We start from the raw sequence: 24,383 nt of genomic DNA, 5'->3' as shown, positions 1-24,383 counted from the left end.
CTATTCCACCTTACGCCCCATCAGGTACTCGGCCAGCGCCTGATAGACGGGCAGCAAGGTGGCATCGTTGGCCGCGTTGCCCGCCACCGGGCGGGAGGCGAAACGCACGATCACCATGCGGGCGGTGGGATCGACGTAGATCGTCTGGCCGTGCACCCCTCGGGCGGCGAAGGCGCCATGGTCGTTGTGCAGCACCCACCACATGCCGCGGTAGCTTCCGCCGGGCAGGTTCGCGTAGCCGACCCGGGCGAAGGCGTCGCGGTCGCCGCCCTCCAGCGGGGTGAAGGTGACCGCGTCGATATTCGGGTCCAGGGCATAGGGCAAGGGTCGCGACGCCTCGAGGCCACGGCTCACCCGCCGTGTCGGCAGCAGCTCGCGAAAATGACACACCGTCCAGCGCAGCTTGGGAAAGCTGAAATAGTCGCTGTCGGGCTGGCCGATGATCTTCTCGGGCGGCGGCGGGAAGCCCTGCATCCAGCCCAGCGCCACCGGATCTGACTCCACCGCCGTGAGCAAGGGCGGCGACGCCAGTCCCTGGGAGGCCAGGGCCGTCAACCCGAGCACCGACGCCGCCCCGACCCAGCGCCGTGAAGGCTCACCTGCCTGCCGGGCAGAATGCCGGGCGTTGCGCATGATGGTCATTGCGACTCCTCCACTGATCCTGTCAGCCTCGAGTGTTGGCGATTGGCACCCGGCTTTCCAGGTAAAGCCTACCTTAGCGCCTTGCTGGGAATCAGCCGGCCAGGCACGAGGCGCAGGTAGGCCACCATCCCGAAGAGTTCCACCAGCGACTGGAAGACGATCACCACCACAGCGGCCTGCCAGGCCTCGGGCAGCGCCAGGGCAATGGGCAGCACCACGAAGGAGTTCCGAGTGGCGAAGCTGAAGATGAGGGTCCGCGCCGCCGGCGGCATCAGTCCGAAGGCGCGCCCCAGCGCCCGTCCCAGCAGCGCCGCCAGCGCCAGATAGCCGACGAAGAGCGGCAGCACCTGCAGTAATACTCCACCCAGGCCCCTCACGCTGCCCACCTGGGTGGCGGCAATGCTGAACAGCACCATGGCCAGCAGCGGCACGGGCAGCCAGCCGAGCCCCGCCACCAGGCGTCTGACACCAGGGCGGCGCCTGGCCAGGCGCTCGGTCAGCCAGGCCGCCGCCAGCGGCCCCATGATCAACCCGGCGAAGGCGGAGAGCAGCGGCCCGCTGATCGCCACCCTGGCCCAGTCGGCGCCCAGGAAGAGCCAGAGATAGGCCGGCAGCGCCACCAGCTGGAGCGCCAGCAGCAGCGGCGTGGCGGCGATGGCACGCCCGGCGTCGCCGCGTCCCAGGTGGGTGAAGCTGATGAACCAGTCGGTGCAGGGCACCAGCAGCACCAGCAGCACCCCGACTTGGACGGCGGGTGCCAGGGGCAGCAGGACCACCAGGCTTCCCACCGCCAGGGGCAGGATCAAGAAGTTGCCGGCCAGCAGGGCCGCGCCGAAGCGCCAGTCCTTCGCCGCCAGGCCGAGCCGGCCCAGGGGTACCTGAGTGAAGGTGGTGTAGAGCAGCAGGCCGAGCAGCGGCCAGAGCGCCTTTTCCAGAAGCCCGGCGGCCTCGGGGCGGGTCAGCCCCAGGCCGAGCCCGGCCAGGATTGCCGCCAGGTAGCCCCACACCTGATGGCGCTCTAGCGCCTCACGCACGGGTGGCGTCGCCCTCGGCAAGGTCCACCGTCAGCGCGCCGGTCTGCACCCGCCACTGGGCGGCGTAGCGGCCGTCGGCCTCGAGCAGCGTCTTGTGGGTGCCGCGCTCCACCACCTGGCCGCCCTCGATCACCACGATCTCGTCGGCGTGGACGATGGTGGAGAGGCGATGGGCGATCATGATCACGGTGCGGCCGTGGGCGATCCTGCGCAGCGAGCGCTGGATGGCGGCCTCGGTCTCGTTGTCCACGGCGCTGGTGGCCTCGTCCAGCACCAGGATGGGCGGGTCCTTGAGCAGCGCCCGGGCCAGCGAGAGGCGCTGACGCTGGCCGCCGGAGAGGCGCACGCCCCGCTCGCCCACCGGGGTATCGAGCCCCTGGGGCAGCGCCTGGATGAACTCCCACGCCTCGGCGGTCCTGGCCGCCTCGATCACATCGGCCTCCGGGGCGTCGGGTTTCCCATAGGCGATGTTGTCACGCACCGTGCCCTCGAAGAGGTAGACGTCCTGGCTGACCAGCCCGATGGCGCCGCGCAGCGAGGTGAGGCTCACCGCATCGATCGTCTGGCCGTCGATGCGGATGCGCCCGGCGTCGGGATCGTAGAAGCGCAGCAGCAGCTTGATCAGGGTCGATTTGCCGGAGCCGGTGGCCCCCACCAAGGCCAGCGTATGGCCGGCGGGCACGTGGAGGCTGACGTCCTCGACGCCCACCTCGCTTGCCGCATAGCGAAAGCTCACCCCCTCGAAGTTCACCTCGCCGCGCAGGGGCTCGGCCAGGGGCGCGGTGGCGTTGTCGCGCACCGTGATCGGCACCGCCAGCAGGTCGAGGATGCGCCGGGTGCTGGCCATGGCGCGCTCGAAGAGGTCGATCACCTCGGCCAGGCCCGTCAGCGGCCACAGCAGGCGCTGGGTGAGGAACACCAGCACGCCGTAGGCGCCCACGTTGAGATCGCCGCGCAGGGCGAGCAGGCCGCCCACGGTGAAGGTGGCCAGAAAGCCGGCCAGTATCGCCATGCGGATCACCGGGATGAAGGCGGAGCTGACCTGGATGGCGCGGCGGTTGGCCTCCACGTAGGCCTCGCTCACCTCGCGCAGGCGCGCCGCCTCGCGGGCCTCGCTGGTGAAGCTCTTGATGGTGGCGATGCCGGCCAGGTTGTTGGCCAGCCGGCTGGCCAGGTCGCCCACCTTCTCGCGCACGTCGGCGTAGAGCGGGCCCGCCTTGCGCTGGAAGTAGAAGGCGCCCCAGATGATCAGCGGGATGGGCGTGAAGGCGAGCAGCGCGACCAGCGGCGAGATGACGAAGAACACCGCCCCCACCGCCACCACGGTGACCCCGACCTGGATCAGGGCGTTGGCGCCGCCGTCGAGGAAGCGCTCCAGCTGGTTGATGTCGTCGTTCATGGTGGCCACCAGCTGGCCGGAGCTCCTGGACTCGAAGAAGGCCATGTCCAGGCGCTGGGCGTGCTCGTAGGTATCCAGGCGCATGTCGGCCTGGAGGCGCTGGGCGAGGTTGCGCCACAGGATCTTGTAGAGGTACTCGAAGATCGATTCGCCGGCCCAGATGAAGAAGGTCAGGATCGCCAGCACGAAGATCTGCTCCTGGGGCGTGGTGAAACCCAGGCGTGCCACGAAGCTCGCCTCCTGGTTGACCGCCACGTCGATGGCCACGCCAATCAGGATCTCCGGGGCGATATCGAAGATCTTGTTGATGATCGAGCAGCTGGTGGCGGCGATGATGCGCCGCCGGTAGCCGCGGGCGTAGCGCAGCAGGCGCACCAGCGCCTGGAAGCTGCTGGGGGTAGCCGGGGTGGTGGTCATGGCGAGTCCTTGTAGTTGACCCGGGCAGGATACCGATTCACCCGCGCGCCTCCAACGCGAGCGCTTCGGCGGCTACAGAAGTCGGCGCAGGTTGGTGAGCAGCGGCGTGCCGCTCACCGGGTCATGGATCAGGGTGCAGGCAACGCCGTAGAGCGCCGCCACCAGCGCCTCGCTGACCACCTCGGCCGGGGCGCCCTGGGCGACGATGCGTCCATCGCGCATGGCCACCAGGTGGTCGGCGTAGCGGCAGGCGCTGGCCAGGTCGTGGAGCACCAGGGCGATGGTCCGCCCGCGGCTGGCCAGCGAGCGCACCAGCTCGAACACCTCCAGCTGGTGGCCCAGGTCGAGCGCTGAGGTGGGCTCGTCGAGCAGCAGCAGCGGCGTCTGCTGGGCGATGGTCATGGCGATCCAGGCGCGCTGGCGCTGGCCGCCGGAGAGCGCCTCAAGGGGACGCTCGGCCAGGGCCTCGAGGCCCGCCGCGGCCAGCGCCTCGGCCACCGCCTGGCGGTCGTCCGCCGACCACTGGCGCAGCCAGCCCTGGTGGGGCTGACGACCGAAGCGCACCAGGTCGCCCACGGTCAGTCCCTCGGGGGCGCTGGCCTCCTGGGGCAACAGCGCCAGGCGCCGTGCCAGCTCCCGGGCCGGCAGGCGCTGGATATCCACGCCGTCGAGCAGCACCGCCCCGCCGGCGGGGGCGTGCAGGCGCGCCAGGCCGGCCAGCAGGGTCGACTTGCCGCAGCCGTTGGGGCCGACGATGGCGGTGACGATGCCCACCGGCAACTCGATGGGCGCCAGCAGCAGGCGACCCACCAGGTCGGCCAGCACCATCACCAGGGCGCCGGCCAGGGCCGAGGCGATCAGTGGCACGCCGCGCGGCGAGGAGAGCGAGCGGGCGATCTCCGGGCCGATCAGCCCCACCATGCCCACCGGGCCGGCGACCGCCACGGCCAGCGCCGTCAGCAGCACCGAGAGCGAGAGCACCTGCGCGCGGCGGCGGCGCAGCCTGACCCCGAGCCCGGCGGCCACGGCATCGGAGAATCGCAGGCCGGAGAGCGAACGCCCCAAGGCGAGGGCCAGCGGCACTCCCAGCGCCAGCCCCGCGGCCAGCACCGTCACCGCCCCCGGCGAGCGGGCGTTCAGCGTGCCCACCGTCCAGGGGTAAGCCGCATTGGCGCTGTCGATATCCACCTGGGCCAGCAGCAGCTGGGTGACGGCACCGAAGACCGCACCGATGCCGATGCCGGCGACGATGAAGCGATAGCCGCGGGTGTCGCCGCCGCTGGCGAGGCCGAAGGTGATGGCGGCCGCGGTGGCGCCCCCGGCGCGGTGAGCACCCCGATGGGCAGCTCCGCGGGGGCCACCACTAGGCGTGAGACGATATCCGCGACCAGCACCATCAGCGGGCCCAGCGGCAGGCAGAGCCACAGGGTGCGGCGGATGTCGGGGCCGGCCAGGGCACGGGCGGCGAAGGGCACCACCAGGCCGACGAAGGCGATGGGCCCGGCCAGGGCGGTGGCCGCCCCCACCATCAGCGCCACCGCCAGGATCACCAGCAGGCGCACGCGTCCCGGATGGTGACCCAGCCCCGAGGCAACCCGCTCGCCCAGCGCCAGGGCGGCCAGCGGCCGAGCGATGACGGCGATGATCCCCAACGCCAATACCAGGCTGGGCAACACCGCCAGCAGGTCCCCCAGGCGCCGTCCGGAGAGGCTGCCGATCACCCAGAAGCGGATCTCGTCGGCGGTACGCTGATCGAACAGCAGCAGCAACGAGGTGAGCGAGGCGAGCAGCGACGAGAAGGCGGCACCGGCCAGCACCAGGCGCACCGGGTCACCGCCCATGCCACGCAGACGCACCACGCTGAGCACGGCCAGGCAGCCTAGCAGCGCCCCCACCTGCCCCACCGCGATGCGCAGGGTGGCGGCGCTGGCGCCCAGCCATAGCGCCACGCCCACGGCGAAGGCCGCGCCGGCACTGACGCCGAGCAGTCCCGGCTCGGCCAGGGGGTTGCGGGATACCGCCTGGAGCAGAGCACCAGAGACCGCAAGCGCCAGCCCCACCCCGATGCCGATCAGGGTGCGCGGTGCACGCAGCGCGCCCACCACGAAGGTGGCCTCGTCATCACCGTGCCCTGTCAGCACGGCCAAGGCGCGTCCCGGCGTCACTTCGCCGGCCCCCAGCATCAAGCTGGCGATGGCCGCCACCGCCAGCAGCGCCAGTAGCGAGGCCATGACACGCCAAAGCCGCGCCGGGCGGCGGGGGTGAAGACACAAGCCGCTCGCCGCCATCAGGGCAGCAGCGCAGCTTCGATATCGTCGAGGATCGCCTGGGCGGCCAGCGGGCCATTGGCGCTGGTCCACAGTTGGCCATCCACCGCAATCACCCGCCCCTTCTCCACCACCGGCAGCCGGGCGAAGGCGGCTGACTGCTTGGCCGCTTCCAGGGCCTCGTCGCCCTCCTCGTTCAGCGTGGCCAAGAACAGCCAGTCGCCCTCCAGCCGCGAGAGGTTCTCGAGGCTCAGCGGATCGCTGTGCACCCCACGCTGATTGACCAGGCCGGCGTCGTCGACCGCCAGGCCGGCGGCCGCCAGCACGCCGCTGGTGAACAGCGACTCGGACATCACCAACGGGCCCTGGGGCATCCAGCGCACCAGGTTGGCGCTGCCGTCCCCCCCCGCCTCGGCGAGGTCCACGGCGAGGGCGGCGGCGCGCTCCTCCACCTCGGTAATGGCCTTCTCCAGCGCCTCGCCACGCCCCAGGGCCTCGCCGAACAGGCGTGCCTCATGTTTCCAGTTGTCGGCGGCCAGCTCACGGGCCTGGGGCACCACGGTGGGGGCGATCCGCGACAGCAGCGCGTACTGCTCGGCGGAGAGCTGCGGCGCCGCCAGGATCAGGTCCGGCCGCTCGGCCAGCACCGCCTCCAGGTTGATCTCGCGCACCACCCCGACGATGGCCAGCTCGGCCTCGGGGTGGTGGACATCGAGATGGGCCTCGATATAGCGGGCCACGCCATCGCCGCCGCGGGTGGTCACCGCCGCCACGGGCAGCTGGCCGGTAGCCAGGGCAGCATCCAGAGCGCCTTCGTAGAGGGTCACAATCCGCTCGGGGGACTCGGGCACCGCGACCGGACCGTTGGCCGTCTCGACGCTGTGTGCCTGGGCGCCCAGTGCCAGGACCAGAGATGCCCCACCGAGTAGCAGGCGAAGGGGCGGCATCAGGAACGGGGACGAGGGCTGGCGTGGCATGGAGAACTCCCGGACAGAGTGAAAGCCAAGCATGGTAATGATTCTCATCATCATGAGGTATCCCTCCCGTCGGAACGCCGCGTTCGAGGCAACGCAACCGAGCGTGTTGCGTCTTCGGCAACGCGGCGTTGCGGCCTCACCGCTGTTCGCCGGGGAACTTTCGAGCCTAGAATCCTCCCTGCAACTGAGAATCAAACTCATTCAAGAGGACATCATGCTTCGCTCACTCCCGCCTCGCCTTGCCCAGCCCTTCCCCTCCAAGGCACTGGCCAGCGCCATTGCCCTGGCCGCCGCTGCCGCCCTACCCGCCCAGGCCGAGGAGAGCGCTCGCCTGGAGAACATCGTGGTCACCGCCGCCGGCTTCGAGCAGGCGCTGCGCGATGCGCCGGCCAGCATCTCGGTGATCAGCCGCCAGGAGCTGGAGGAGAAGCGGGTCAGCAGCGTCGCCGATGCCCTGCGCGATGTGGAAGGTGTCGACGTGGGCGGCCAGGTAGGCAAGACCGGCGGTCGCAATATCAGCATCCGTGGCATGCCCAGCGACTACACCCTGATCCTGATCGACGGCCGCCGCCAGAACACCGCCGGCAGTGTCACCCCCAACGACTTCGGCGAAACTTCCACCAGCTTTATGCCGCCGGTTTCCAGCATCGAGCGAATCGAGGTGATCCGCGGGCCGATGTCGACCCTCTATGGCTCCGATGCCATGGGCGGGGTGATCAATATCATCACCCGCAAGGTGGGCGACACCTGGAGCGGCTCGGTACAGGCCGAAACCACTCTCAACGAGCACGACGAGTTCGGCGACAGTCGCGAGACCAGCCTCTATGCCAGCGGCCCGCTGATCGAGAAGACCCTGGGGCTCCAGGTGCGCGGCCGGTTTTATGAGCGCGACGCCTCCAGCCTGACCTATACCGAGGCGGACGGTACCGAGGTCCCGGTCAGCCAGCGCGGGCCAAGCCCGGTGGAGGGGGATATCTATAGCTTCGGCGCCAGGCTCACCCTGACCCCGCATCAGGATCACGAATTGTGGCTCGACGGCGAGACCAGCCGTCAGGAGTACGCCAACGATGAGTGCCAGCTGGGCACCCTGGACGGCCGCACCCGCAGCTGCGAGCCTGCCCCGGGCGAGGCCAATGGCTACGGCGACGAACTGCGCTTCGAGCGTGATCAGCTCGCCATCGGCCACACCGGGCGCTTCACCGCCGGCACTCTCGAATCCAGCCTAATGCACAACACCACCGAGACGCTGGGCCGCACCATACCGGGCACCATGGGGCAGCCTTATGCAGGCTTCCCCGATATTGTGGGCGGCGATGCACGTGAGCTCGAGACCACCAACACCGTGCTCGACAGCAAGTTCATAATGCCGCTTGGCGATCATATGACAACGATCGGCGGTCAGTGGATGGATTCCGAGCTGACCGATGGGCTGGCCACCGAGGAGTTCTCACAGACCACCTGGGCGCTGTTCGCCGAAGACGAATGGTGGCTGGCCGATGACTGGGCCCTGACCCTGGGTGGCCGTTACGACCACCACGACGCCTTCGGCAGCCAGTTCAGCCCGCGCGGCTACCTGGTATGGAGCGCTACCGACGACTGGACGCTCAAGGGCGGCATCAGCCGCGGCTACAAGACACCCTCACTCAACGACTTGCACAATGGGGTCAACGGCGTGACCGGCCAGGGCACCATCCTGACCATCGGCAACCCGGACCTGCAGCCGGAGACGAGCACCAGCAGCGAGCTCGCCGCCCTGTATGACAATGGCGAGGGCTTCATGGCCAGCGCCACGCTGTTCCATAACCGCTTCGACGACAAGATCGCCTCCGGCCCGGATATCGTGGTCAGCGGTGACCCGATGATCCCCGATGGCACCTACTCTCAGGATATCAATATCGACGAGGCCGAGACCCAGGGCATCGAGCTCTCCACGCGCATCCAGCTCTCGGAGAGCGTCAACCTGAGCGCCAACTACACCTATACCGACAGCGAGCAGAAGAGCGGTGCACAGAAGGGCGAGCCGCTGACCGATACCCCGGAGCATGCGGTCAATGGCACCCTGCGCTGGCAGACTACCGAACGGCTCAGCACCTGGCTCTCCGGCGAGTATCGCAGCGAACGCTACCGCAACCGTGAGCGGATACGCGGCGCACCCTCCTTCGATGACCTGGGCGACTTCGAGTCCTATGCCCTGTTCCACCTGGGCGGCAGCTATCAGGTCTCCGATGCCTTTACCGTCAGCGCCACGGTCCAGAATCTGTTCGACAAGGACTTCGTCGACTACCGTGCCTACGATGGCGGCGCCAGCTACGGCAACGTCTACGCCAACAGCGAGGAAGGTCGCCGCCTCTGGCTCTCCGCCCGCTACGAGTTCTGAGCACGACCGAGACACTGTTCCGCTGTTTCGATCGATCCGTCCCTCTGCCTCGGCCATGCCGGGGCTTTTTGGTAATAGAGGAATGCACCCCAAGGCCAAATGGCAATGATTTTCATTAGCTTGTTTACATGCCATACTGTCGCCATCGCCATCGCGAGCCTTTACCACCATGCATGACTTCGACGAGCTGGTCGCCTTCGATGCAGTGATGACCTCCGGCAGCCTGACCCGCAGCGCGCGTGAGCTGGGGCTCGCCAAGTCGACCCTGAGCCGGCGTATCAGCCAACTGGAGACCCGCCTGGGCCAGCCGCTGCTGCGCCGCCAGGCCAACCGCCTGATCCCCACCGAGGCCGGCCTGCTGTTCCATGACCACTGCCGCGAGATGCTCGCCCTGGCCGAGCGCAGCCGAACGGCCCTTGACGAGCTGCACCAGGAGGTCAGCGGCGAGCTCTGCGTGACGGTGCACTGCGCCCTGGCCCGCTGCTGGCTGGCGCCGACCCTGGACGCCTTTCTCGCCCGCCACCCCGGCATTGCGCTGACCCTGCAGACGGGCGATTCGCCCTGCACCGGCCCGGAGAGCCAGGGCGTGCACGTCTGGCTGGGCGAGGTGCCGGAATCGGGGCTGCGTCAGGAGCCGCTAGGCGCGCTGACCCGCGGCCTGCATGCCCACCCGGACTACCTGGCCCGCCATGGCACACCCGAACATCCCCGCGAGCTGGCCGGCCATGCCTGGATCGACCTGCTGGGCACCAGCCGTGAGGGCCTGACCCTGCACCACCCCGACCAGGCACCCTTTCACTTCCTACCGCCCGTCTCGCGGCTGAGGGTCGACCTGCCGGTGCTGCAGATGGACGCCATCCGCCGCGGCCAGGGCATCGGCCTGCTGCCCCACTGGATGGTCGAGCGCCACGCGCACCACCACCCGGGCCAGCTCGTGGCCTGCCTGCCAGAATGGCAGCCCGCTCCGCTGCCGATCACCCTGCTCTATCCCTTTGGCCACCAGCCGCGCCGGGTGACCGCCCTGCTCGACTGTCTGCGCCAGGCGGTGCCCGGCGCCTGGCAGGCCCCCGCCCGGGCGGCCTGAGCCCTCGAGAGAGGCACCAACGCTTGCCAGCCCACCCGGCGATTCAGGACAATGGCGCGCCCCGCCCCACGAGGACCGCTCGATGATCGCCGAACTCTTCGCCGTGATGGCCCCGGTGCTGGCCGGCGCCGGCCTGGGCTACACCTGGATTCGCCTGGGCCAGCCCTACCCGGTGGAGTTCGTCACCCGCCTGGTCTTCAACATCGGCACCCCGGCGCTGATCATCGCTTCGCTTGCCAATGCCGAGATCAACGCCGGCAGCGTCGGGCGCACCATGCTGGCCACCGCCCTGGTGATGATCGCCATGGCCGCCGCCACCCCGCTGATGGCGCGGCTGCTCCGACGAGACTGGCGGGTGGTGCTCGCCCCCATGATGTACCCCAACACCGGCAACATGGGGCTGCCGGTGGTGCTCTACGCCTTCGGCAGCGCCGGCTTCGCCTTCGGCATCACGGTGATGGTCACGGTGTCGCTGTTCCAGTTCACCGTGGGCTCGATCATGGCGAGCCAGGGCAACGCGCTGAAGACCCTGGCGCGCACCCCCACCGTCTACGCCATCGTGATCTCGCTGGCGCTGCTGCTCACCGACACCGCGCTGCCGCGCTGGCTCGACAACAGCGTCGACCTGATCTCCGGCTTCACCGTGCCGCTGATGCTGATCACCCTGGGGGTCTCCCTGGCCAGCATCCAGGTCAGGAGCCTCAAGTCCGGGGTCGGCTTCAGCCTGGTGCGCATCCCGGTGGCGGCGGGGCTGGCCTGGGGCATCGGCGCCCTGCTGGGGCTGCCCCCGCTGGCCCAGAGCATCCTGGTGCTGCAGATGAGCATGCCGGTGGCGGTCTTCAACTACCTGTTCGCCCAGAAGGCCGGCCGCGAACCCGCCTACGTGGCCAGCCTGGTGTTCTGTTCGACCCTGCTGGCGCTCTTCTATCTGCCCCTGCTGCTGGCCTGGCTGATGTAGCGCCATCGAGCGGGCTGGCGTCGCCAGATGGCGACAGGGAACGCGCCCGCCGCCGAAAAGTCCCTATGCTGGTAGATGCCTCATCATTCGATGAACGAGCCAACGAGGGGAGAACACGATGCCTGCACCACTTCGCAGACTGCCTGCCGCCCTGCTGCTGGGGGGGCTGGCCGTCGGCGGCCAGGCGCTGGCCGCCGAGACCCTGCCCGAGACAGTCGTCGAGCGGATCGAGACCGAGCACCATGACCTGCGCCTGGAGCGCGTGGCCACCGGGTTCGAACACCCCTGGGCCCTGGCCCAGCTGCCCGATGGCAGCTTCCTGGTCAGCGAACGCCCCGGCCGCCTGGCTCATGTCAGCGAGTCGGGCGAGATCTCCCACCTGGAAGGCGTGCCCGAGGTCAACGCCCGCGGCCAGGGCGGCCTGCTCGACGTGGTGCTGCATCCCGACTTCGGCACGGGCGACGGCGAGCACGACTGGGTCTACTTCACCTGGAGCCAGGCCGGCAGCGACGGTACCGCCACCACCCTCTCCCGGGCACGCCTGGGCGACGGCGCGCTGGTGGACGTCGAGGAGCTCTTCGTTCAGGACCGCTTCTCCGGCCCCGGCCGCCACTACGGCTCGCGCCTGGCCTGGCGGCCCGACGGCACCCTGCTGATGAGCATCGGCGACCGCGGCAGCCATCCGCCGCGGGCACAGGATAAGGGCGACCATGCCGGCAGCGTGCTGCGCCTCACCGAGACCGGCAGCGTGCCCGACGACAACCCCTTCCTGGATGACGGCGACGCCCTGGAGGCGCTCTTCAGCATCGGCAACCGCAATATCCAGGGCATGACCGTCACCGCCGACGGCCGCGTCTGGGCCACCGAGCACGGCCCCCGGGGTGGCGACGAGCTCAACCTGATCGAGGGCGGCGAGAACTACGGCTGGCCCGAGGTGAGCCTCGGCGTGGACTACTCCACCCGGCAGCCCATCGGTGCGGACTCCCTGCCCGGGATGCGCGATCCGGTGCACGTCTTCGACGGCACCCAAGCCCCCTCGGGGCTCGCTGACGTCACGAGCGAGCACTTCCCCGAATGGCAGGGCAACCTGCTGGCCGGCGGCCTGCGCAGCGAGTTGCTCAAGCGCCTGGTGCTGGAGGGCGACGGCATGGCCGAGAGCGAGGTGATCCTCGACGGCGAGATCGGCCGCATCCGCGACGTGCGCCAGGGCCGCGACGGCGCCCTCTACCTGCTCGACGACGACGCCCGCGGCAGCCTCTACCGGCTGATGCCGGCGGACTGACGACGCACCGGGCCTGCCACCCGCCTGCCCCCTTCACCGGCCCCGCCCCTGGCGGGGCCGCCAGCGCCTTCAGGCGCCGCCCTCGCGGCGAGCGGGAGGCATGGTCCTGTCGAGACGCCACCTGGCTGGACGGTGCTTGCTGAGGCATTGACATCTCCTGGGTTCATTGACTTCACCAAGAGAGGAGCAGGCGCCATGCCACTCCTGTGCAATCGTTCATAAAAATCTTTATAATCAAAATCTTAAAACAATAATGGCGACACGAAGTCGCGTACCGACATCCGCGCATCGGGTGGTCAGGTCTGACACATGCGCCCCGGATTACCCGCTGGAAGGCGTCGGGTCGGGTCGGAATCAACGCTATACAACGGTATAGTCGCCTCCCCGTGACGCCAGCCGGGCGTTGAATCGCTTTCCACGAAGAGAAGCTAGGCTTTGAAGGCACTGAGGAAATGCCAGCCCACGGCGGCAAGGTGGCGACCCACACCGATGTTTCGGTGTTCCTGGTGCGCCCACCCAAGGCCTGGGCCGACCCGCCCGGATACCCCCAAGACGCTACGCAAGGGAGACAGCCACTATGGCCAATGACGAGAAAGCCCCCGAGAAGCCGCAGGCTTCCGAGGGCATTCCGGCCCCGGAGGGGCCCGCCAACCTGATCGATACCGACTACGTGATCGGCCAGGACAACATTTCCGCCTCGCCCATGGGGATCGACGTGGACCTGCACGGCAAGGTATTCGCCGTGTCGGCCATCGTGGTGATGTTCTTCGTGATCATCACCCTGGCCCTGCAGGACCAGGTCGGTCCGCTGTTCACCAGCACCTTCAACTTCCTGACCGGCAACATGGCCTGGTTCTTCCTGCTGGCCGCCAACATCTTCGTGCTGCTGTCGATCGTGCTGATCTTCACGCCCCTGGGGAAGGTGCGCATCGGCGGGGCCGATGCCAAGCCGGACTTCAGCTACGCGGGCTGGTTCTCCATGCTGTTCGCCGCCGGCATGGGCATCGCCCTGATGTACTTCGGCGTCTCCGAGCCCATGGATCACTTCCAGGCGGCGCTCGGCGGCATCAGCAGCGAAGGCGGCGCGCGCACCGACTGGTCGCCGCTGGGCGGCGCCGAGGGCGACGAGGCCGGCGCCCTGGCGCTGGGCATGGCCGCCACCATCTTCCACTGGGGCCTGCACCCCTGGGGCATCTACGCCGTGGTGGCGCTATCGCTGGCGATCTTCTCCTTCAACAAGGGCCTGCCGCTCACCATGCGCTCGATCTTCTACCCGATCCTGGGGGAGCGCGTGTGGGGCTGGCCGGGGCATGTGATCGACATCCTGGCGGTGTTCGCCACCCTGTTCGGCCTGGCCACCTCGCTCGGCCTCGGTGCCCAGCAGGCCACCAACGGCTTGAACGACCTCTTCGGCATTCCCGATACCAACGTCACCATGGTGCTGCTGATCGTCGCCATCACCATCGTGGCCATCGGCTCCATCACCCTCGGCGTCGACAAGGGCGTGCAGCGCCTCTCCCAGCTCAACATGGGGCTCGCCTTCCTGCTGCTGGCCTTCGTCATCCTGGTGGGCCCGACGCTGATGATCGCCACCGGCTTCTTCCAGAACCTGGGCCACTACCTCAGCTACCTGCCGGCGCTCTCCAACCCCTTCGGGCGCGAGGACGCCAACTTCAGCCAGGGCTGGACCGCCTTCTACTGGGCCTGGTGGATCTCCTGGTCGCCCTTCGTCGGCATGTTCATCGCCCGGGTCTCCCGCGGGCGCACCGTGCGCGAGTTCCTGATCGCCGTGCTGCTGGTGCCGTCGCTGGTCTCGGTGCTGTGGATGACCTCCTTCGGCAGCGCCGGCATCAGCCAGCTGCTGGCCGGTACCTTCGAGGGCGAGGCGGATGCGCTCTTCGTGATGCTGGCCGGGCTGCCGCTCACCGAGATCACCTCCTTCATCGCCATCGTGCTGGTAGTGGTGTTCTTCATCACCTCCTCAGACTCCGGCTCCCTGGTGATCGACTCCATCACCGCCGGCGGCAAGGTGGACGCGCCCAAGCCCCAGCGAATCTTCTGGGCCATCATCGAGGGCGCCATCGCCATCGGCCTGCTGATCGGCGGCGGCCTGGCGGCGCTGCAGGCCGCGGTGATCTCCACCGGCCTGCCCTTCACCCTGGTCCTGCTGGTGGGCTGCTACGCCATCATCAAGGGGCTGATGAGCGAACCGCGCTGAGGTTTCTCCTCGACGCAGCCCAGGGGCGGCCATCGGGCCGCCCTTTTTGGTGGTCGGGTGTCTACGCTTAGGGTGACACGCCGATGACCGCCTCCCGGTGGAAGCACGTCAACTGGTGAATGGATGCCCATTTCGTGACGATTCAAGACACCCCGCTGCCACGCCGGGCCCTGCTCGCCGTCGCCCTGCTGCTGACACAGCCCGCCGATGCCCTGGCGGAGAGGCTGCGCGTCGGGGTCTACCACAACCCACCCAAGCTGATGCTGGATGATCAGGGGCACCCCAGCGGTATCCTGGGCGACCTGCTGCTGGCCATGGCGGCGCTGGAGGGGTGGCAGCTGGAAGCCGTCCCCTGCACCTGGCAGGAATGCCTGACGGCGCTCGAGGCCGGCGAGCTCGACCTGCTGCCCGATGTAGCCTGGACGGAGGAGCGCAGAGACCCTCGCCTTCCACGACGAGCCGGTGATGCACAGCTGGTCCCAGGTCTACCAGCGCCCGGGGCTGTCTCTGGATGCCATTGTCGACCTCGACGGGCACCGCGTGGCGGTACTGGAGGGGTCGATCCAGCGCCAGTTCCTCGACCAGCTCACCGACAGCTTCGGTGTCACGCCCATCCCGGTCGAGGTCAGCAGCTTCGAGGAGGGTTTCGCGGCGGTCCGCGACGGCCGTGCGGAGGCCTCGGTGGTCAATCGCCACTACGGCGACTGGCAGGCCAATGCCCAGGGCCTCGAGGTCACTCCCATCATGTTCCAGCCCGCCAGGCTCTTCTTTGCGGCACCGGCCGGCGCGGGACAGGAGGTCCTGGCGCGGATCGACCACTACATGGGGCTCTGGAAACCCGATGCCCGCTCGCCCTACCACAGGGCGCTGGCCCGCTGGAGCGTCGAGAGCGACGACCGCTTCCACATTCCCCCGCTGCTGTGGTGGGGGCTCGGCGGCCTGCTGTTCATGCTGTCGCTGGCCGCCGGCCTGAGCCTGCTGCTGCGCCACCGCATCCTGGCGCGTACCGCCCAGTACCAGGAGGCCCAGGCGCGCAACTACCGCCTGGCCCACTTCAGCCCGGTCACCGGGCTACCCAATCGCGGTCGGCTGATCGCACAGCTGGAACAGGCGATTTCCGCCCAGCATCGCCATGACTGGCAGGAGCGGCACGGCGCCCTGATGCTGCTCGATCTCGACCGCTTCAAGCTGGTCAACGACCTGTACAGCCACGAGGCGGGAGATCGCCTGCTGCAACAGGTCGCCGAGGCGCTGGAGCGAGCCCTCGACGAGCCCGGCTTCCTGGCCCACCTGGGCGGCGACGAGTTCGCCATCATGATCGATGAGATCGACCTGCCGGTGACGGCGGCGGCACATCGTGTCGAGCACCTCGCCGAGACCCTGCTGGCGGCGGTGTCATCCCTGGCCCCCTGCCAGGATGCGCCGCAGACCACTGCCAGCATCGGCGCGACCCTGTTCACCGCCGGCAAGCCCGATGCCGGCAGCGTGATCCAGCAGGTGGATATGGCGCTGGCCCGGGCCAAGACCGCCGGGGGCAACACCCTGCGTTTCTTCAGCGAGGAGATCCACCGCGAGGTGATGGCCCGGGTGCGCATGGAGCAGGATCTGGCGCGGGCCCTGGCCCGGGACGAGCTGCTGCTGCACTACCAGCCCCAGGTAAGCGCCGACGGACGCTGCATCGGCGTCGAGGCACTGCTGCGCTGGCAGCATCCGCAGCGCGGCATGATCTCTCCGGTGGAGTTCATTCCCCTGGCCGAGCAGACGCGCCTGATCCTACCCATCGGCCACTGGGTGCTGCGCTGCGCCTGCCGACTGCTTGCCAGCTGGGCGGACTCTTCCAGGGCCGACCTGCGCGTCGCGGTCAACGTCAGCGCCGTGCAGTTTCACCAGCCCGACTTCATCGACCTGATCAAGGACGTGCTGCGCGAGACCGGGGCGCCGGCCGAGCGGCTGACCCTGGAGGTCACCGAATCGCTGCTGATGGAGGACCCGGAGCGGGTCCGCGTGACCCTCGGCGAGCTGCGTGACCTGGGCATTCGTCTGGCACTGGATGACTTCGGCACCGGCTACTCGTCGCTCAACTATCTCAAGCGGCTGCCGCTGGATGAGCTGAAGGTCGATCGCAGCTTCGTGATGGGCGTACCCACAGACGCCTCGGATGCCGCCATCGTGGAGACCACCCTGACGCTGGCCGCGAGCCTGGGCCTGGATGTGGTCGCCGAGGGCGTGGAGCATGCCGAGCAGCTCGATTGGCTCGCCTCGCGGGGCTGCCGGGTCTTCCAGGGCTACCACTTCCGGCGGCCGGCACCGCTCGAGGAGCTCACGCTCGGCTGAGCGTGAGCTCCTAGCCTCAGCTCCATAGCTGGCCCACCGGGGTGTCGGGGGAGTAGTGGTGGGCCACCTGGGCGTGCAGCAGCTCGGCGGTGGCCAGGGCGTCCACCAGGGCGTGGTGCCCTTGGTAGGCGGGCAGGCCGTAGCGCGCGCGGCTGTTGTGCAGGCGGATCGAGACCGGCGGGCGCCCCAGCCAGCGCCGGAAGCGTGCCCACAGCGGCTGGCGGTGCAGCCGCGCTTCCAGCGACATGGTGTCGATCACCGGGAAGCGCAGCCCCTCCCCCAGCCGGGACTGGATGGCAGCGTCGAGGAAGGGCCGCTCGATATGGCGGTAGTGCACCACCGCCACCCGCCCCTTCAGCACCTCGAGCAGCTCCGGCAGGATCGCGGCAAGATCGGGGGCGTTCTCCACCTCGCCGTGGGTGATGCGGTGCAGGATCACCGACTGCTCGGTGAGCTCCTGGACCGGCTTGAGCACCCAATAGCGTCGCTCGCGCAGGGGAATCCGGGCCAGGGTGAAGGGCACCACCCCGACGCTGACGATGGCATGGCGGCGCGAGTCGAGCCCGGTGGTCTCGATGTCGAGCGCCACCATTGGCACCTCGCCGATGGGCGTGGCCGGGTCCGGGCAGCCCGTGGCGAAATAGTCCTTGAGCAGCCTGTGTTGGACCCGGGCGGCGCGATCAGCCAGGTAGTCGGGCCAGCCGGGTGTCTGCTGGCGCACCGCGCCTGGCAGCCGAATCACCGGGTCCCTCGCGGGCGACGCGCCGCGCTGGCCGGGACCGGATAGCGGAACTTGAGAAACTTCTGGGCGTTGCTGAGCACCTGGAAGGCGTCCTTGAGGGTGTGGCGCTCGGCGTCGGAGACGTTCTCCGGCTCGATGTTGTTGTCCGGGGTGCGCTCCTGCTGCAGGTCGAACACCTGATGGCGAATGCGCGCCATGGCGAGGAACTCCAGGGCGTAGCGCAGTTTGTCGCTGACCCCCGGCGCCAGCAGCTGGGTGCGGTCGATGTCGTCGAGGCGCTCGAAGCTGTTCTGGGCCCGGGAGCCGCAGGCCAGGGCATGCACCCGGATCAGGTCGGTGAGCGGTGCGGTGCCGCGCCGCTTGAGGTTGATGGAGTTGTTCTGCTTGCCATCCTTCTCCATCACGAAGGTGCGGAAGAAGCCCAGCGGCGGGGTGCGATTGAGGGCATTGCGCGCCATGGCGGCCAGGAACAGCGGGCTCTTCGGCGCCTGCTCGGCCACCAGGTCCTGCAGCTGCTCGACGAAGACGTTCTCGCCGTGGACGACATCGAGGTCGAAGAAGATCGAGCTGTGCAGCAGCCGCTCCGGGGTCGGGTCGTGGATCCAGTCCTCGAAGTAGCCCTTCCAGACCGCCAGCGGCTGCCGCCAGCGCGGGTTGGTGGCCATGATGTCGCCGCTGCAGTAGGTGTAGCCGCAGGCGTCCAGGCCGTCGCTGACGATCTTCGCCATCGCCAGGAAGTAGGCGTCGTGGGCCTCGGGGTCGAAGGCGTCATCCAGCACCAGGGCGTTATCCTGGTCGGTGACGATGGACTGCTCGTTGCGCGCCATGGAGCCCATGGCCATGAAGCAGTAGGGCACCGGCGGCGGGCCCAGGGCCTCCTCGGCCAGCTCCAGCAGGCGGCGGGTGAAGCTGCGCCCGATGGTGGAGAGCGCGCTGCCGATCATGCGCGAATCGGCGCCATCCTCCACCATGCGCACGAAGGCGGCACGCACGTCCGGGGCCAGCCGGGCGAGCCCCTCCGCCGAGGACTGGTTGAAGATGTTGCTGACCAGGTAGAGGCTGGAGTGGGTCTCGTAGCGGATGATGTCGGAGAGGTGCACGATGCCCACCGGATGGCGCCGATGCATTACCGGCAGGTGGTGGATATTGTTGCGCAGCATGGTGAGCATCGCCTCGTGCACCGACTCGTCGGACTGGATCGCCACCAGGTGGTGGTCCACCACCTCCCCCACCGGCGTCTCGGGGCCGCGGCCCTCGGCGATCATGCGCCGGAAGTCGCTGTCGGTGAGGATGCCGCACACCTGCCAGGCGCGCTCCTCGCTGTCCCGGAAGGTGTAGCGGGGGTTGTCGCCGGGGGCATCCAACACCAGCACCGCCGAGGCGCCGAGGTCGCCCACCAGGCGCGCGGCCTCCTGCACCGTGGTGCTCGCCACCACCATCACCGGATAGCGGGTCAGCAGCTTGCGCACCCGAGTGATCATCATGTCGTTCTGCTTCTTGTGCTGCTCCACCGCCGACTCGAGGCGCGGGCGCTCCAGTTCCACGAACTCGGCGAAGTGCTCATCCTCCTCGCAGAGACGCTGGAAGAGCGCATCCGGGAGGAAGTAGATCAGGCTGTCCTCCAGCGCCCGCACGGGGTAGCGGACCCGGTGATTCCGCAGCAGGCTGAAGTGGCCGAATATATCGCCCTCACCGCGGCGGTCGTAGAGGTCGCCGTTGCGGCGATAGACCTCCACGGCGCCGCTGCGGATGTAGCCCAGTTCGTGGATCTCCTGATCGAGCAGCAGGATCTCGCTGCCGGCACGGTAGTAGGCCACCTCGACCTGGCCGGCGATCTCGTCGAGCAGGTCGTCCGAGAGGGCATCGAAGGGCGGGAAGCGCCCCATATGCTGGCGGATTTCCAGCAGTTCCACTTCCATGAGTCGCGCTCCCGTCCGGCTGGTCACATGCCGGAAGTCTGGGAGCTGCCGGCGGCGCTGTAAAGCCGGCACACATGCAAACGGCCACCCAGAGGGGTGGCCGTTCACGCTGCCGATGGGAGTCGGCGTGGAGTCAGGACCGGCTTACGACTGGGCCATCTCCTGAACACGCTGCATCAGCTCGGGATCCTGCTGGATGGCCTGACCGATGGCGTTGAAGGTATCCACGTCAAGACCGCTCTCCTCGACTACCTCGACCATCTTGTCGTTGGCTTCCATGCGCACCTCCTGCTGGGAGGCCTCATCCTCGGCGGAGTGCAGGCGCTCGGTGTACTCCTGGGAGATCACGGCGATCTCCTGGGAGGCATCGGCGAACTGCTGTAGCTGCTCGTCGGAGAAGTCCATGGCCGGGGCGGCGGCCTGGGGCTGCTCGGGAGCGGCTGCCGGGTCCTGTGCCGGATCCTGCTGGGCGTGGGCGGTGGCGGACATCAGGCCAGCGCTGAGCAGGGCGGCAGAGAAGAGAGCGGTCATCCGTTTCATGAGTTCCTCCAGACGTTATAGGACCCCGTCGGGGCGTTGCGTGCATGTGGGAACTGTGACGGCAGCGACCGGTCGGCGTTCAGAATTTTCGTGTAAAACTTTGAAACATGAAGTGTGAGCAACTTTACATTCGTTGCCGATAAGCGACACCCTGAGTCACCGCTTCGCCATCAGGCCCGGCATGGGCGGCTTCGAGGCATCGCCTGTGAATGGGAATGACATTCATTACGATAGAGAGCCGCCGACAGCCTGCCGGGGGCTAGGCGAAACTCGAGCGGCGCAGTATGGTCGTGGGCTGACCCGACTTCCTGACATGGATGTTTCGCATGCCCCCTGCCTCCCGCGCTGCCAGTCTCTGGCTTGCCGCCATGCCGCTGCTGTTCGTGGTGCTGTGGAGCACCGGCTTCATCGGTGCCAAGTTCGGCCTGCCCTACGCCGAGCCCTTCACCTTCCTGTTCATCCGCTTCGCGCTGACCCTGGCGCTGCTGATCCCCCTGGCCCACTGGCTCTCCGGGGAGTGGCCCCGGGGTGCGCGGCTGTGGGGGCATATCGCCGTCTCCGGTCTGCTGGTGCACGGCGCCTACCTGGGCGGGGTCTTCTACGGCATCTACCTGGGCATGCCGGCGGGGCTCGCCTCGCTGCTGGTGGGTCTGCAGCCGCTGCTCACCGCCGGGCTCGCCGGGCCGCTGCTGGGCGAGCGGCTGGGCGGGCGCCAGTGGCTGGGGCTGGTGCTGGGGCTCGTCGGCGTCACCCTGGTGCTGGGCGGCAAGCTCGACCCGGGCGAGGCGCTCTTCCAGGGCTTCGGCGCCGGCGCCCTGCTGGCCATCCTGATCGCGCTGCTGGGAATCGCCGGCGGCACCCTCTACCAGAAGCGCCACTGCACCGGCATGCCGCTGCTCTCCGGCACCGTGGTGCAGTACCTGGCGGCGGGCGCGGTGCTGGGGCTCGGGGCCCTGCTCTTCGAGGAGCGCAGCGTGACCTGGACGCCCACCTTCGCCCTCACCCTGGGCTGGCTGGTGCTGGTGCTGTCGATCGCCGCCATCCTGCTGCTGATGGCGCTGATCAGGCGCGGCGAGGCCTCGCGGGTGGCGAGCCTCTTCTACCTGGTGCCGCCGGTCACCGCCCTGCAGGCCTGGTGGCTCTTCGACGAGGCGCTGCCGCCGGTGTCGCTTGCCGGCATGGCCGTCGCCATCGCCGGGGTGGTGCTGGTGGTCAGGGGGCAGCCTTCGCCAGCCGGCAGGCAGCGTACTTGAACTCCGGGATCTTGCCGAAGGGGTCCAGCGCCGGGTTGGTGAGCAGGTTGGCCGCCGCCTCCACGTAGGCGAAGGGCACGAAGACCATGCCGTCGGGCATCCCCGGGTCGCTCCGGGTCGCCAGGGTGATCTCGCCGCGCCGGGTGGCGATGGTGATCGCCTCCCCCGGCGCCACCCCGAGGCGGTTGAGCTCCCCGGGGGAGAGGCTGGCCGTCGCCTCGGGCTCCAGGGCGTCGAGCACGCTGGCGCGCCGCGTCATGGCGCCGGTGTGCCAGTGCTCCAGCAGCCGCCCGGTGGTCAGCACCGTGGGGTAGGCGTCATCCACCGGCTCGTCCGGCGGCAGCGGCCGGGTGGGGGCGAACCTGGCCCGCCCGCCGGCCCGCGGGAAGGCATCGGCGAACACCACGTCCTCGCCCGGGGCATCCTCGGCGGGGCAGGGGTAGGTCACCGAGCCTTCGCGGGCCAGGCGCTCCCAGGAGATGTTGTCGAGGGAGTGCATGCCTCGCTTCATCTCGGCGAACACCTCGCTCGGGTGGGCATAGTCCCAGCCAAGGCCGAAACGCCGGGCGATCTCCTGGATGATCCACCAGTCGGGCCTCGCCTCCCCCGGCGGCGCCACGGCGGCGCGGCCCAGCTGCACCTGGCGGTTGGTGTTGGTCACCGTGCCCTCCTTCTCCGGCCAGGCGGTGGCCGGCAGGATGACATCGGCAAACTGGGCGGTCTCGGTGACGAACAGATCCTGCACCACCAGGTGCTCCAGGGCCGCCAGGGCCTGGCGGGCATGGTTCAGGTCCGGGTCGGACATGGCAGGGTTCTCGCCGAGGATATACATGCCGCGGATCCGGCCGGCGAGGATGGCGTCCATGATCTCCACCACGGTGAGCCCGGGCTCGGGGTCGAGCTCGGCGCCCCAGAGCTCCTCGAAGGCGGCGCGCAGCTGGGCGTCGCCCACCGGCTGGTAGTCAGGCAACACCATGGGGATCAGGCCGGCATCCGAGGCGCCCTGGACGTTGTTCTGGCCGCGCAGCGGGTGAAGGCCGGTGCCGGGGCGCCCGGTCTGGCCGCAGGCCAGCGCCAGCGAGATCAGGCAGCGGGCGTTGTCGGTGCCGTGCACGTGCTGGGAGATGCCCATGCCCCAGAAGATCATCGCCCGCTCGGCGGTGGCGTAGGCGCGGGCGATCTCGCGGATGACCTCGGGGGCCACGCCGCACAGGCCGCTCATTGCCTCCGGGGTCATGTCCACCACGCTCTGCTTGAGTGCCGCGAAGCCCTCGGTATGGGCGTCGATATAGGCCGGGTCGTACAGACCTTCACTGACGATGACGTTGAGCATGGCATTGTAGAGCGCCACGTCGCTGCCGGGGGAGAAGCGCACGCTGCGCCAGGCGTAGGCATCCAGCGCCTGGCCGCGGGGGTCGAGGATGATCAGCCGGGTGCCGTTTCTCGCCGCCTGCTTGAAGTAGGTGGCTGCCACCGGGTGGTTCACCGCGGGGTTGCAGCCGGTGAGGATCACCACATCCGCCTCGAGCGCCTGCATGAACGAGGCGGTGACCGCCCCGGAGCCCAGGCACTCCATCAGTGCGGCCACCGAGCTGGCGTGGCAGAGCCTTGTACAGTGGTCCACGTGGTTGGAGCCGAAGCCCACGCGCACCAGCTTCTGGAAGAGCCAGGCCTCCTCGTTGGAGCACTTGGCGCTGCCGAAGCCGGCCAGCGCCCCGGGGCCGTGGGCCGCCTTGAGGTCGACGAGCCCGGTGGCGGCCATCTCCAGCGCCTCCTCCCAGCTCGCTTCAAAGAAGTGGGTCAGCGGCCTTGCCGGATCGAAGTCGGGATCGAGCCCCTTGGCCACGCCGGGCCGGCGGATCAGCGGCCTGGTCAGGCGTGCCGGGTGATTGGGGTAGTCGAAGCCGAAGCGCCCCTTGACGCACAGCCGCCCCTGGTTGGCGGGGCCGTCCCGGCCCTCGACGAAGAGAATGCGCCCAGGCCCCGGAGCTGTTCCGGCGACAGGACTGCGGGGAGGCGCTACAAGTCCTTCCATGGAGGCTACCTCGGCCATCCCTGGTCCTCGGACCTCCCCTTCGTCCTGCCCCCGGCGCTCCTCGACGTGTGGTACGTCATCCTTCACATGGTAGGTAAGCTGGCAGCCCACCCCGCAGTAGGGGCAGACGGAATCCACGGCGCGGTCGGCCACGGCGGAGTCGCCGCGGCCCGCCTCGTCGATCAGGGTCGCCGGCATCAGCGCCCCGGTGGGGCAGGCCTGGACGCACTCGCCGCAGGCCACACAGGTGCTCTCCCCCATGGGGTCGTCGAAGTCGAAGACGATCTTCGCCGCCGCACCGCGATGGGCCAGGCCGATGACGTCGTTGCCCTGCACCTCGCGGCAGGCGCGCACGCAGAGCCCGCACTCGATGCAGGCGTCGAGATTGACGTTCATCGCGGTATGGGAGGCATCCTGGAAGCGCTGTGCCTCCCGCGGGCGCACATGGTGAACGGTGGGGGCGTCGCGCTCGTCGCGTGCCGGCAGCCACTCGCGTACCGCGCTGGCATCGATGGCCAGCGCCTCGGCCATGGCCCAGAGATGGCTGGCGCGGTCGGGGCTCGCCTTCCGCTCGGGCTGGTCGGCGAGCAGCAGTTCCAGCACGGATTCCCGCGCCTCGCGGGCGCGCTCGGAGCTCGCACTCCTCACCACCATGCCGGGGGCCGCCTCACGGAGGCAGCTGGCCGCCAGCACCCGCTCCCCCTCGATCTCCACCATGCAGGCGCGGCAGTTGCCGTCGGCCCGATAGCCCGGGGCGTCCTTGAAGCAGAGATGGGGAATGGTCTCGCCAAAGCGTCTGGCCACCTGCCAGAGGGTCTCGCCGGGACGGGCGCTCACCTCGACGCCGTCCAGGGTCAGGATAAAGGTCTCGGGGTTCGGGGTCTGCGTGGTCTGCATGGTCTGCC

General features: G+C 69.1%; 16 protein-coding genes and 3 pseudogenes. 8 read left to right on the top strand and 11 right to left on the bottom strand.

The genetic code is table 11. From position 1 onward, the window contains the following. The 7 genes and pseudogenes from DER72_RS03270 to DER72_RS03245 all read right to left on the bottom strand — a co-directional run bounded on the left by DER72_RS03270 (position 1) and on the right by DER72_RS03245 (position 6,736). Complete coding sequence (locus DER72_RS03270) at positions 1-642, bottom strand: hypothetical protein (RefSeq protein ID WP_258306173.1); 642 nt, start codon at positions 640-642, stop codon at positions 1-3. 68 nt (positions 643-710) lie between these two features. Continuing rightward, complete coding sequence (locus tag DER72_RS03265; RefSeq protein ID WP_110068561.1) at positions 711-1,676, bottom strand: arsenic resistance protein; 966 nt, start codon at positions 1,674-1,676, stop codon at positions 711-713. Continuing rightward, entirely contained in the window at positions 1,669-3,492 is a 1,824-nt protein-coding gene (locus DER72_RS03260; RefSeq protein ID WP_110068560.1) for an ABC transporter ATP-binding protein, read from the bottom strand. The genes DER72_RS03265 and DER72_RS03260 overlap by 8 nt, the downstream gene beginning before the upstream one ends. Before the next feature lie 72 nt (positions 3,493-3,564). Further along, complete coding sequence (locus DER72_RS16115) at positions 3,565-4,320, bottom strand: ABC transporter ATP-binding protein (protein ID WP_181395598.1); 756 nt, start codon at positions 4,318-4,320, stop codon at positions 3,565-3,567. Further along, positions 4,300-4,917, bottom strand: a pseudogene (locus DER72_RS16350) (iron chelate uptake ABC transporter family permease subunit); the annotation flags it as partial. The pseudogene DER72_RS16350 and the gene DER72_RS16115, both read right to left, overlap by 21 nt. Then, positions 4,803-5,723, bottom strand: a pseudogene (locus DER72_RS03250) (FecCD family ABC transporter permease); the annotation flags it as partial. The pseudogenes DER72_RS03250 and DER72_RS16350, both read right to left, overlap by 115 nt. A 56-nt stretch (positions 5,724-5,779) precedes the next feature. Continuing rightward, the gene (locus tag DER72_RS03245; protein ID WP_375153253.1) at positions 5,780-6,736 is read right to left on the bottom strand and encodes an ABC transporter substrate-binding protein; all 957 of its coding nucleotides are present in this window, start codon (positions 6,734-6,736) and stop codon (positions 5,780-5,782) included. 214 nt (positions 6,737-6,950) lie between these two features. On the opposite strand from DER72_RS03245, the gene DER72_RS03240 reads away from it, so the two are divergent. The 7 genes and pseudogenes from DER72_RS03240 to DER72_RS03215 all read left to right on the top strand — a co-directional run bounded on the left by DER72_RS03240 (position 6,951) and on the right by DER72_RS03215 (position 16,989). After that, positions 6,951-9,113 (top strand): TonB-dependent receptor domain-containing protein, encoded by a 2,163-nt coding sequence (locus tag DER72_RS03240; protein ID WP_110068559.1) that lies wholly within the window; start codon positions 6,951-6,953, stop codon positions 9,111-9,113. A gap of 169 nt (positions 9,114-9,282) precedes the next feature. Beyond that, on the top strand, positions 9,283-10,197 hold the full coding sequence (locus DER72_RS03235) for a LysR family transcriptional regulator (protein WP_110068558.1): 915 nt from the start codon (positions 9,283-9,285) through the stop codon (positions 10,195-10,197). A gap of 82 nt (positions 10,198-10,279) precedes the next feature. Continuing rightward, the gene (locus tag DER72_RS03230) at positions 10,280-11,155 is read left to right on the top strand and encodes an AEC family transporter (protein WP_110068557.1); all 876 of its coding nucleotides are present in this window, start codon (positions 10,280-10,282) and stop codon (positions 11,153-11,155) included. A gap of 118 nt (positions 11,156-11,273) precedes the next feature. Continuing rightward, a complete protein-coding gene (locus DER72_RS03225; protein ID WP_110068556.1) occupies positions 11,274-12,437 on the top strand; it encodes a PQQ-dependent sugar dehydrogenase in 1,164 nt (387 codons plus the stop codon). Positions 12,438-13,014: 577 nt separating this feature from the next. Further along, positions 13,015-14,655, top strand: coding sequence for a BCCT family transporter (locus DER72_RS03220; protein WP_110068555.1), 1,641 nt, complete (start codon positions 13,015-13,017; stop codon positions 14,653-14,655). A gap of 119 nt (positions 14,656-14,774) precedes the next feature. After that, a pseudogene (locus DER72_RS16555) lies at positions 14,775-15,080 on the top strand (transporter substrate-binding domain-containing protein); the annotation flags it as partial. Between the two features lie 40 nt (positions 15,081-15,120). Beyond that, positions 15,121-16,989, top strand: coding sequence for a bifunctional diguanylate cyclase/phosphodiesterase (locus tag DER72_RS03215; RefSeq protein ID WP_258306172.1), 1,869 nt, complete (start codon positions 15,121-15,123; stop codon positions 16,987-16,989). Between the two features lie 16 nt (positions 16,990-17,005). Here DER72_RS03215 and DER72_RS03210 read toward each other — a convergent pair whose 3' ends face one another. The 3 genes from DER72_RS03210 to DER72_RS03200 form a co-directional block, all read right to left on the bottom strand. Then, positions 17,006-17,728 carry a 3'-5' exonuclease gene (locus DER72_RS03210; RefSeq protein ID WP_181395597.1) on the bottom strand — a complete coding sequence of 241 codons (723 nt, stop codon included), beginning with the start codon at positions 17,726-17,728 and terminating at the stop codon, positions 17,006-17,008. Beyond that, on the bottom strand, positions 17,728-19,650 hold the full coding sequence (locus DER72_RS03205; protein WP_110068553.1) for a DUF294 nucleotidyltransferase-like domain-containing protein: 1,923 nt from the start codon (positions 19,648-19,650) through the stop codon (positions 17,728-17,730). The genes DER72_RS03210 and DER72_RS03205 overlap by 1 nt, the downstream gene beginning before the upstream one ends. A gap of 144 nt (positions 19,651-19,794) precedes the next feature. Then, a complete protein-coding gene (locus DER72_RS03200) occupies positions 19,795-20,190 on the bottom strand; it encodes a DUF4168 domain-containing protein (RefSeq protein ID WP_110068552.1) in 396 nt (131 codons plus the stop codon). 326 nt (positions 20,191-20,516) lie between these two features. Between DER72_RS03200 and DER72_RS03195 the strand changes: the two genes are divergently transcribed. Beyond that, on the top strand, positions 20,517-21,443 hold the full coding sequence (locus tag DER72_RS03195) for a DMT family transporter (protein ID WP_110068551.1): 927 nt from the start codon (positions 20,517-20,519) through the stop codon (positions 21,441-21,443). On the opposite strand, the gene DER72_RS03190 is transcribed toward DER72_RS03195, so the two are convergent. Beyond that, a complete protein-coding gene (locus DER72_RS03190) occupies positions 21,403-24,375 on the bottom strand; it encodes a molybdopterin-dependent oxidoreductase (protein ID WP_110068550.1) in 2,973 nt (990 codons plus the stop codon). The genes DER72_RS03195 and DER72_RS03190 overlap by 41 nt on opposite strands. Between the last annotated feature and the right edge of the window lie 8 nt (positions 24,376-24,383).

The sequence above is a fragment of the Halomonas sp. A11-A genome, assembly GCF_003182195.1.
Classification (GTDB): Bacteria; Pseudomonadota; Gammaproteobacteria; order Pseudomonadales; family Halomonadaceae; genus Halomonas; species Halomonas alkalicola.
Note: the sequence above shows the minus strand (reverse complement) of the source record. Positions and strands in the feature narration are given on the sequence as shown.

Bases quoted from the DNA above. Each gene is read 5' to 3' on its own strand.
- DER72_RS03230 (WP_110068557.1), top strand. From the start codon at position 10,280: ATGATCGCCGAACTCTTCGCCGTGATGGCCCCGGTGCTGGCCGGCGCC.
- DER72_RS03200 (WP_110068552.1), bottom strand. From the start codon at position 20,190: ATGAAACGGATGACCGCTCTCTTCTCTGCCGCCCTGCTCAGCGCTGGC.
- DER72_RS03270 (WP_258306173.1), bottom strand. From the start codon at position 642: ATGACCATCATGCGCAACGCCCGGCATTCTGCCCGGCAGGCAGGTGAG.
- DER72_RS03190 (WP_110068550.1), bottom strand. From the start codon at position 24,375: ATGCAGACCACGCAGACCCCGAACCCCGAGACCTTTATCCTGACCCTG.
- DER72_RS03205 (WP_110068553.1), bottom strand. From the start codon at position 19,650: ATGGAAGTGGAACTGCTGGAAATCCGCCAGCATATGGGGCGCTTCCCG.
- DER72_RS03225 (WP_110068556.1), top strand. From the start codon at position 11,274: ATGCCTGCACCACTTCGCAGACTGCCTGCCGCCCTGCTGCTGGGGGGG.
- DER72_RS03195 (WP_110068551.1), top strand. From the start codon at position 20,517: ATGCCCCCTGCCTCCCGCGCTGCCAGTCTCTGGCTTGCCGCCATGCCG.
- DER72_RS03245 (WP_375153253.1), bottom strand. From the start codon at position 6,736: ATGCCACGCCAGCCCTCGTCCCCGTTCCTGATGCCGCCCCTTCGCCTG.
- DER72_RS03215 (WP_258306172.1), top strand. From the start codon at position 15,121: ATGCACAGCTGGTCCCAGGTCTACCAGCGCCCGGGGCTGTCTCTGGAT.
- DER72_RS03220 (WP_110068555.1), top strand. From the start codon at position 13,015: ATGGCCAATGACGAGAAAGCCCCCGAGAAGCCGCAGGCTTCCGAGGGC.
- DER72_RS16115 (WP_181395598.1), bottom strand. From the start codon at position 4,320: ATGGTGCTGGCCGACCTGGTGGGTCGCCTGCTGCTGGCGCCCATCGAG.
- DER72_RS03240 (WP_110068559.1), top strand. From the start codon at position 6,951: ATGCTTCGCTCACTCCCGCCTCGCCTTGCCCAGCCCTTCCCCTCCAAG.
- DER72_RS03235 (WP_110068558.1), top strand. From the start codon at position 9,283: ATGCATGACTTCGACGAGCTGGTCGCCTTCGATGCAGTGATGACCTCC.
- DER72_RS03260 (WP_110068560.1), bottom strand. From the start codon at position 3,492: ATGACCACCACCCCGGCTACCCCCAGCAGCTTCCAGGCGCTGGTGCGC.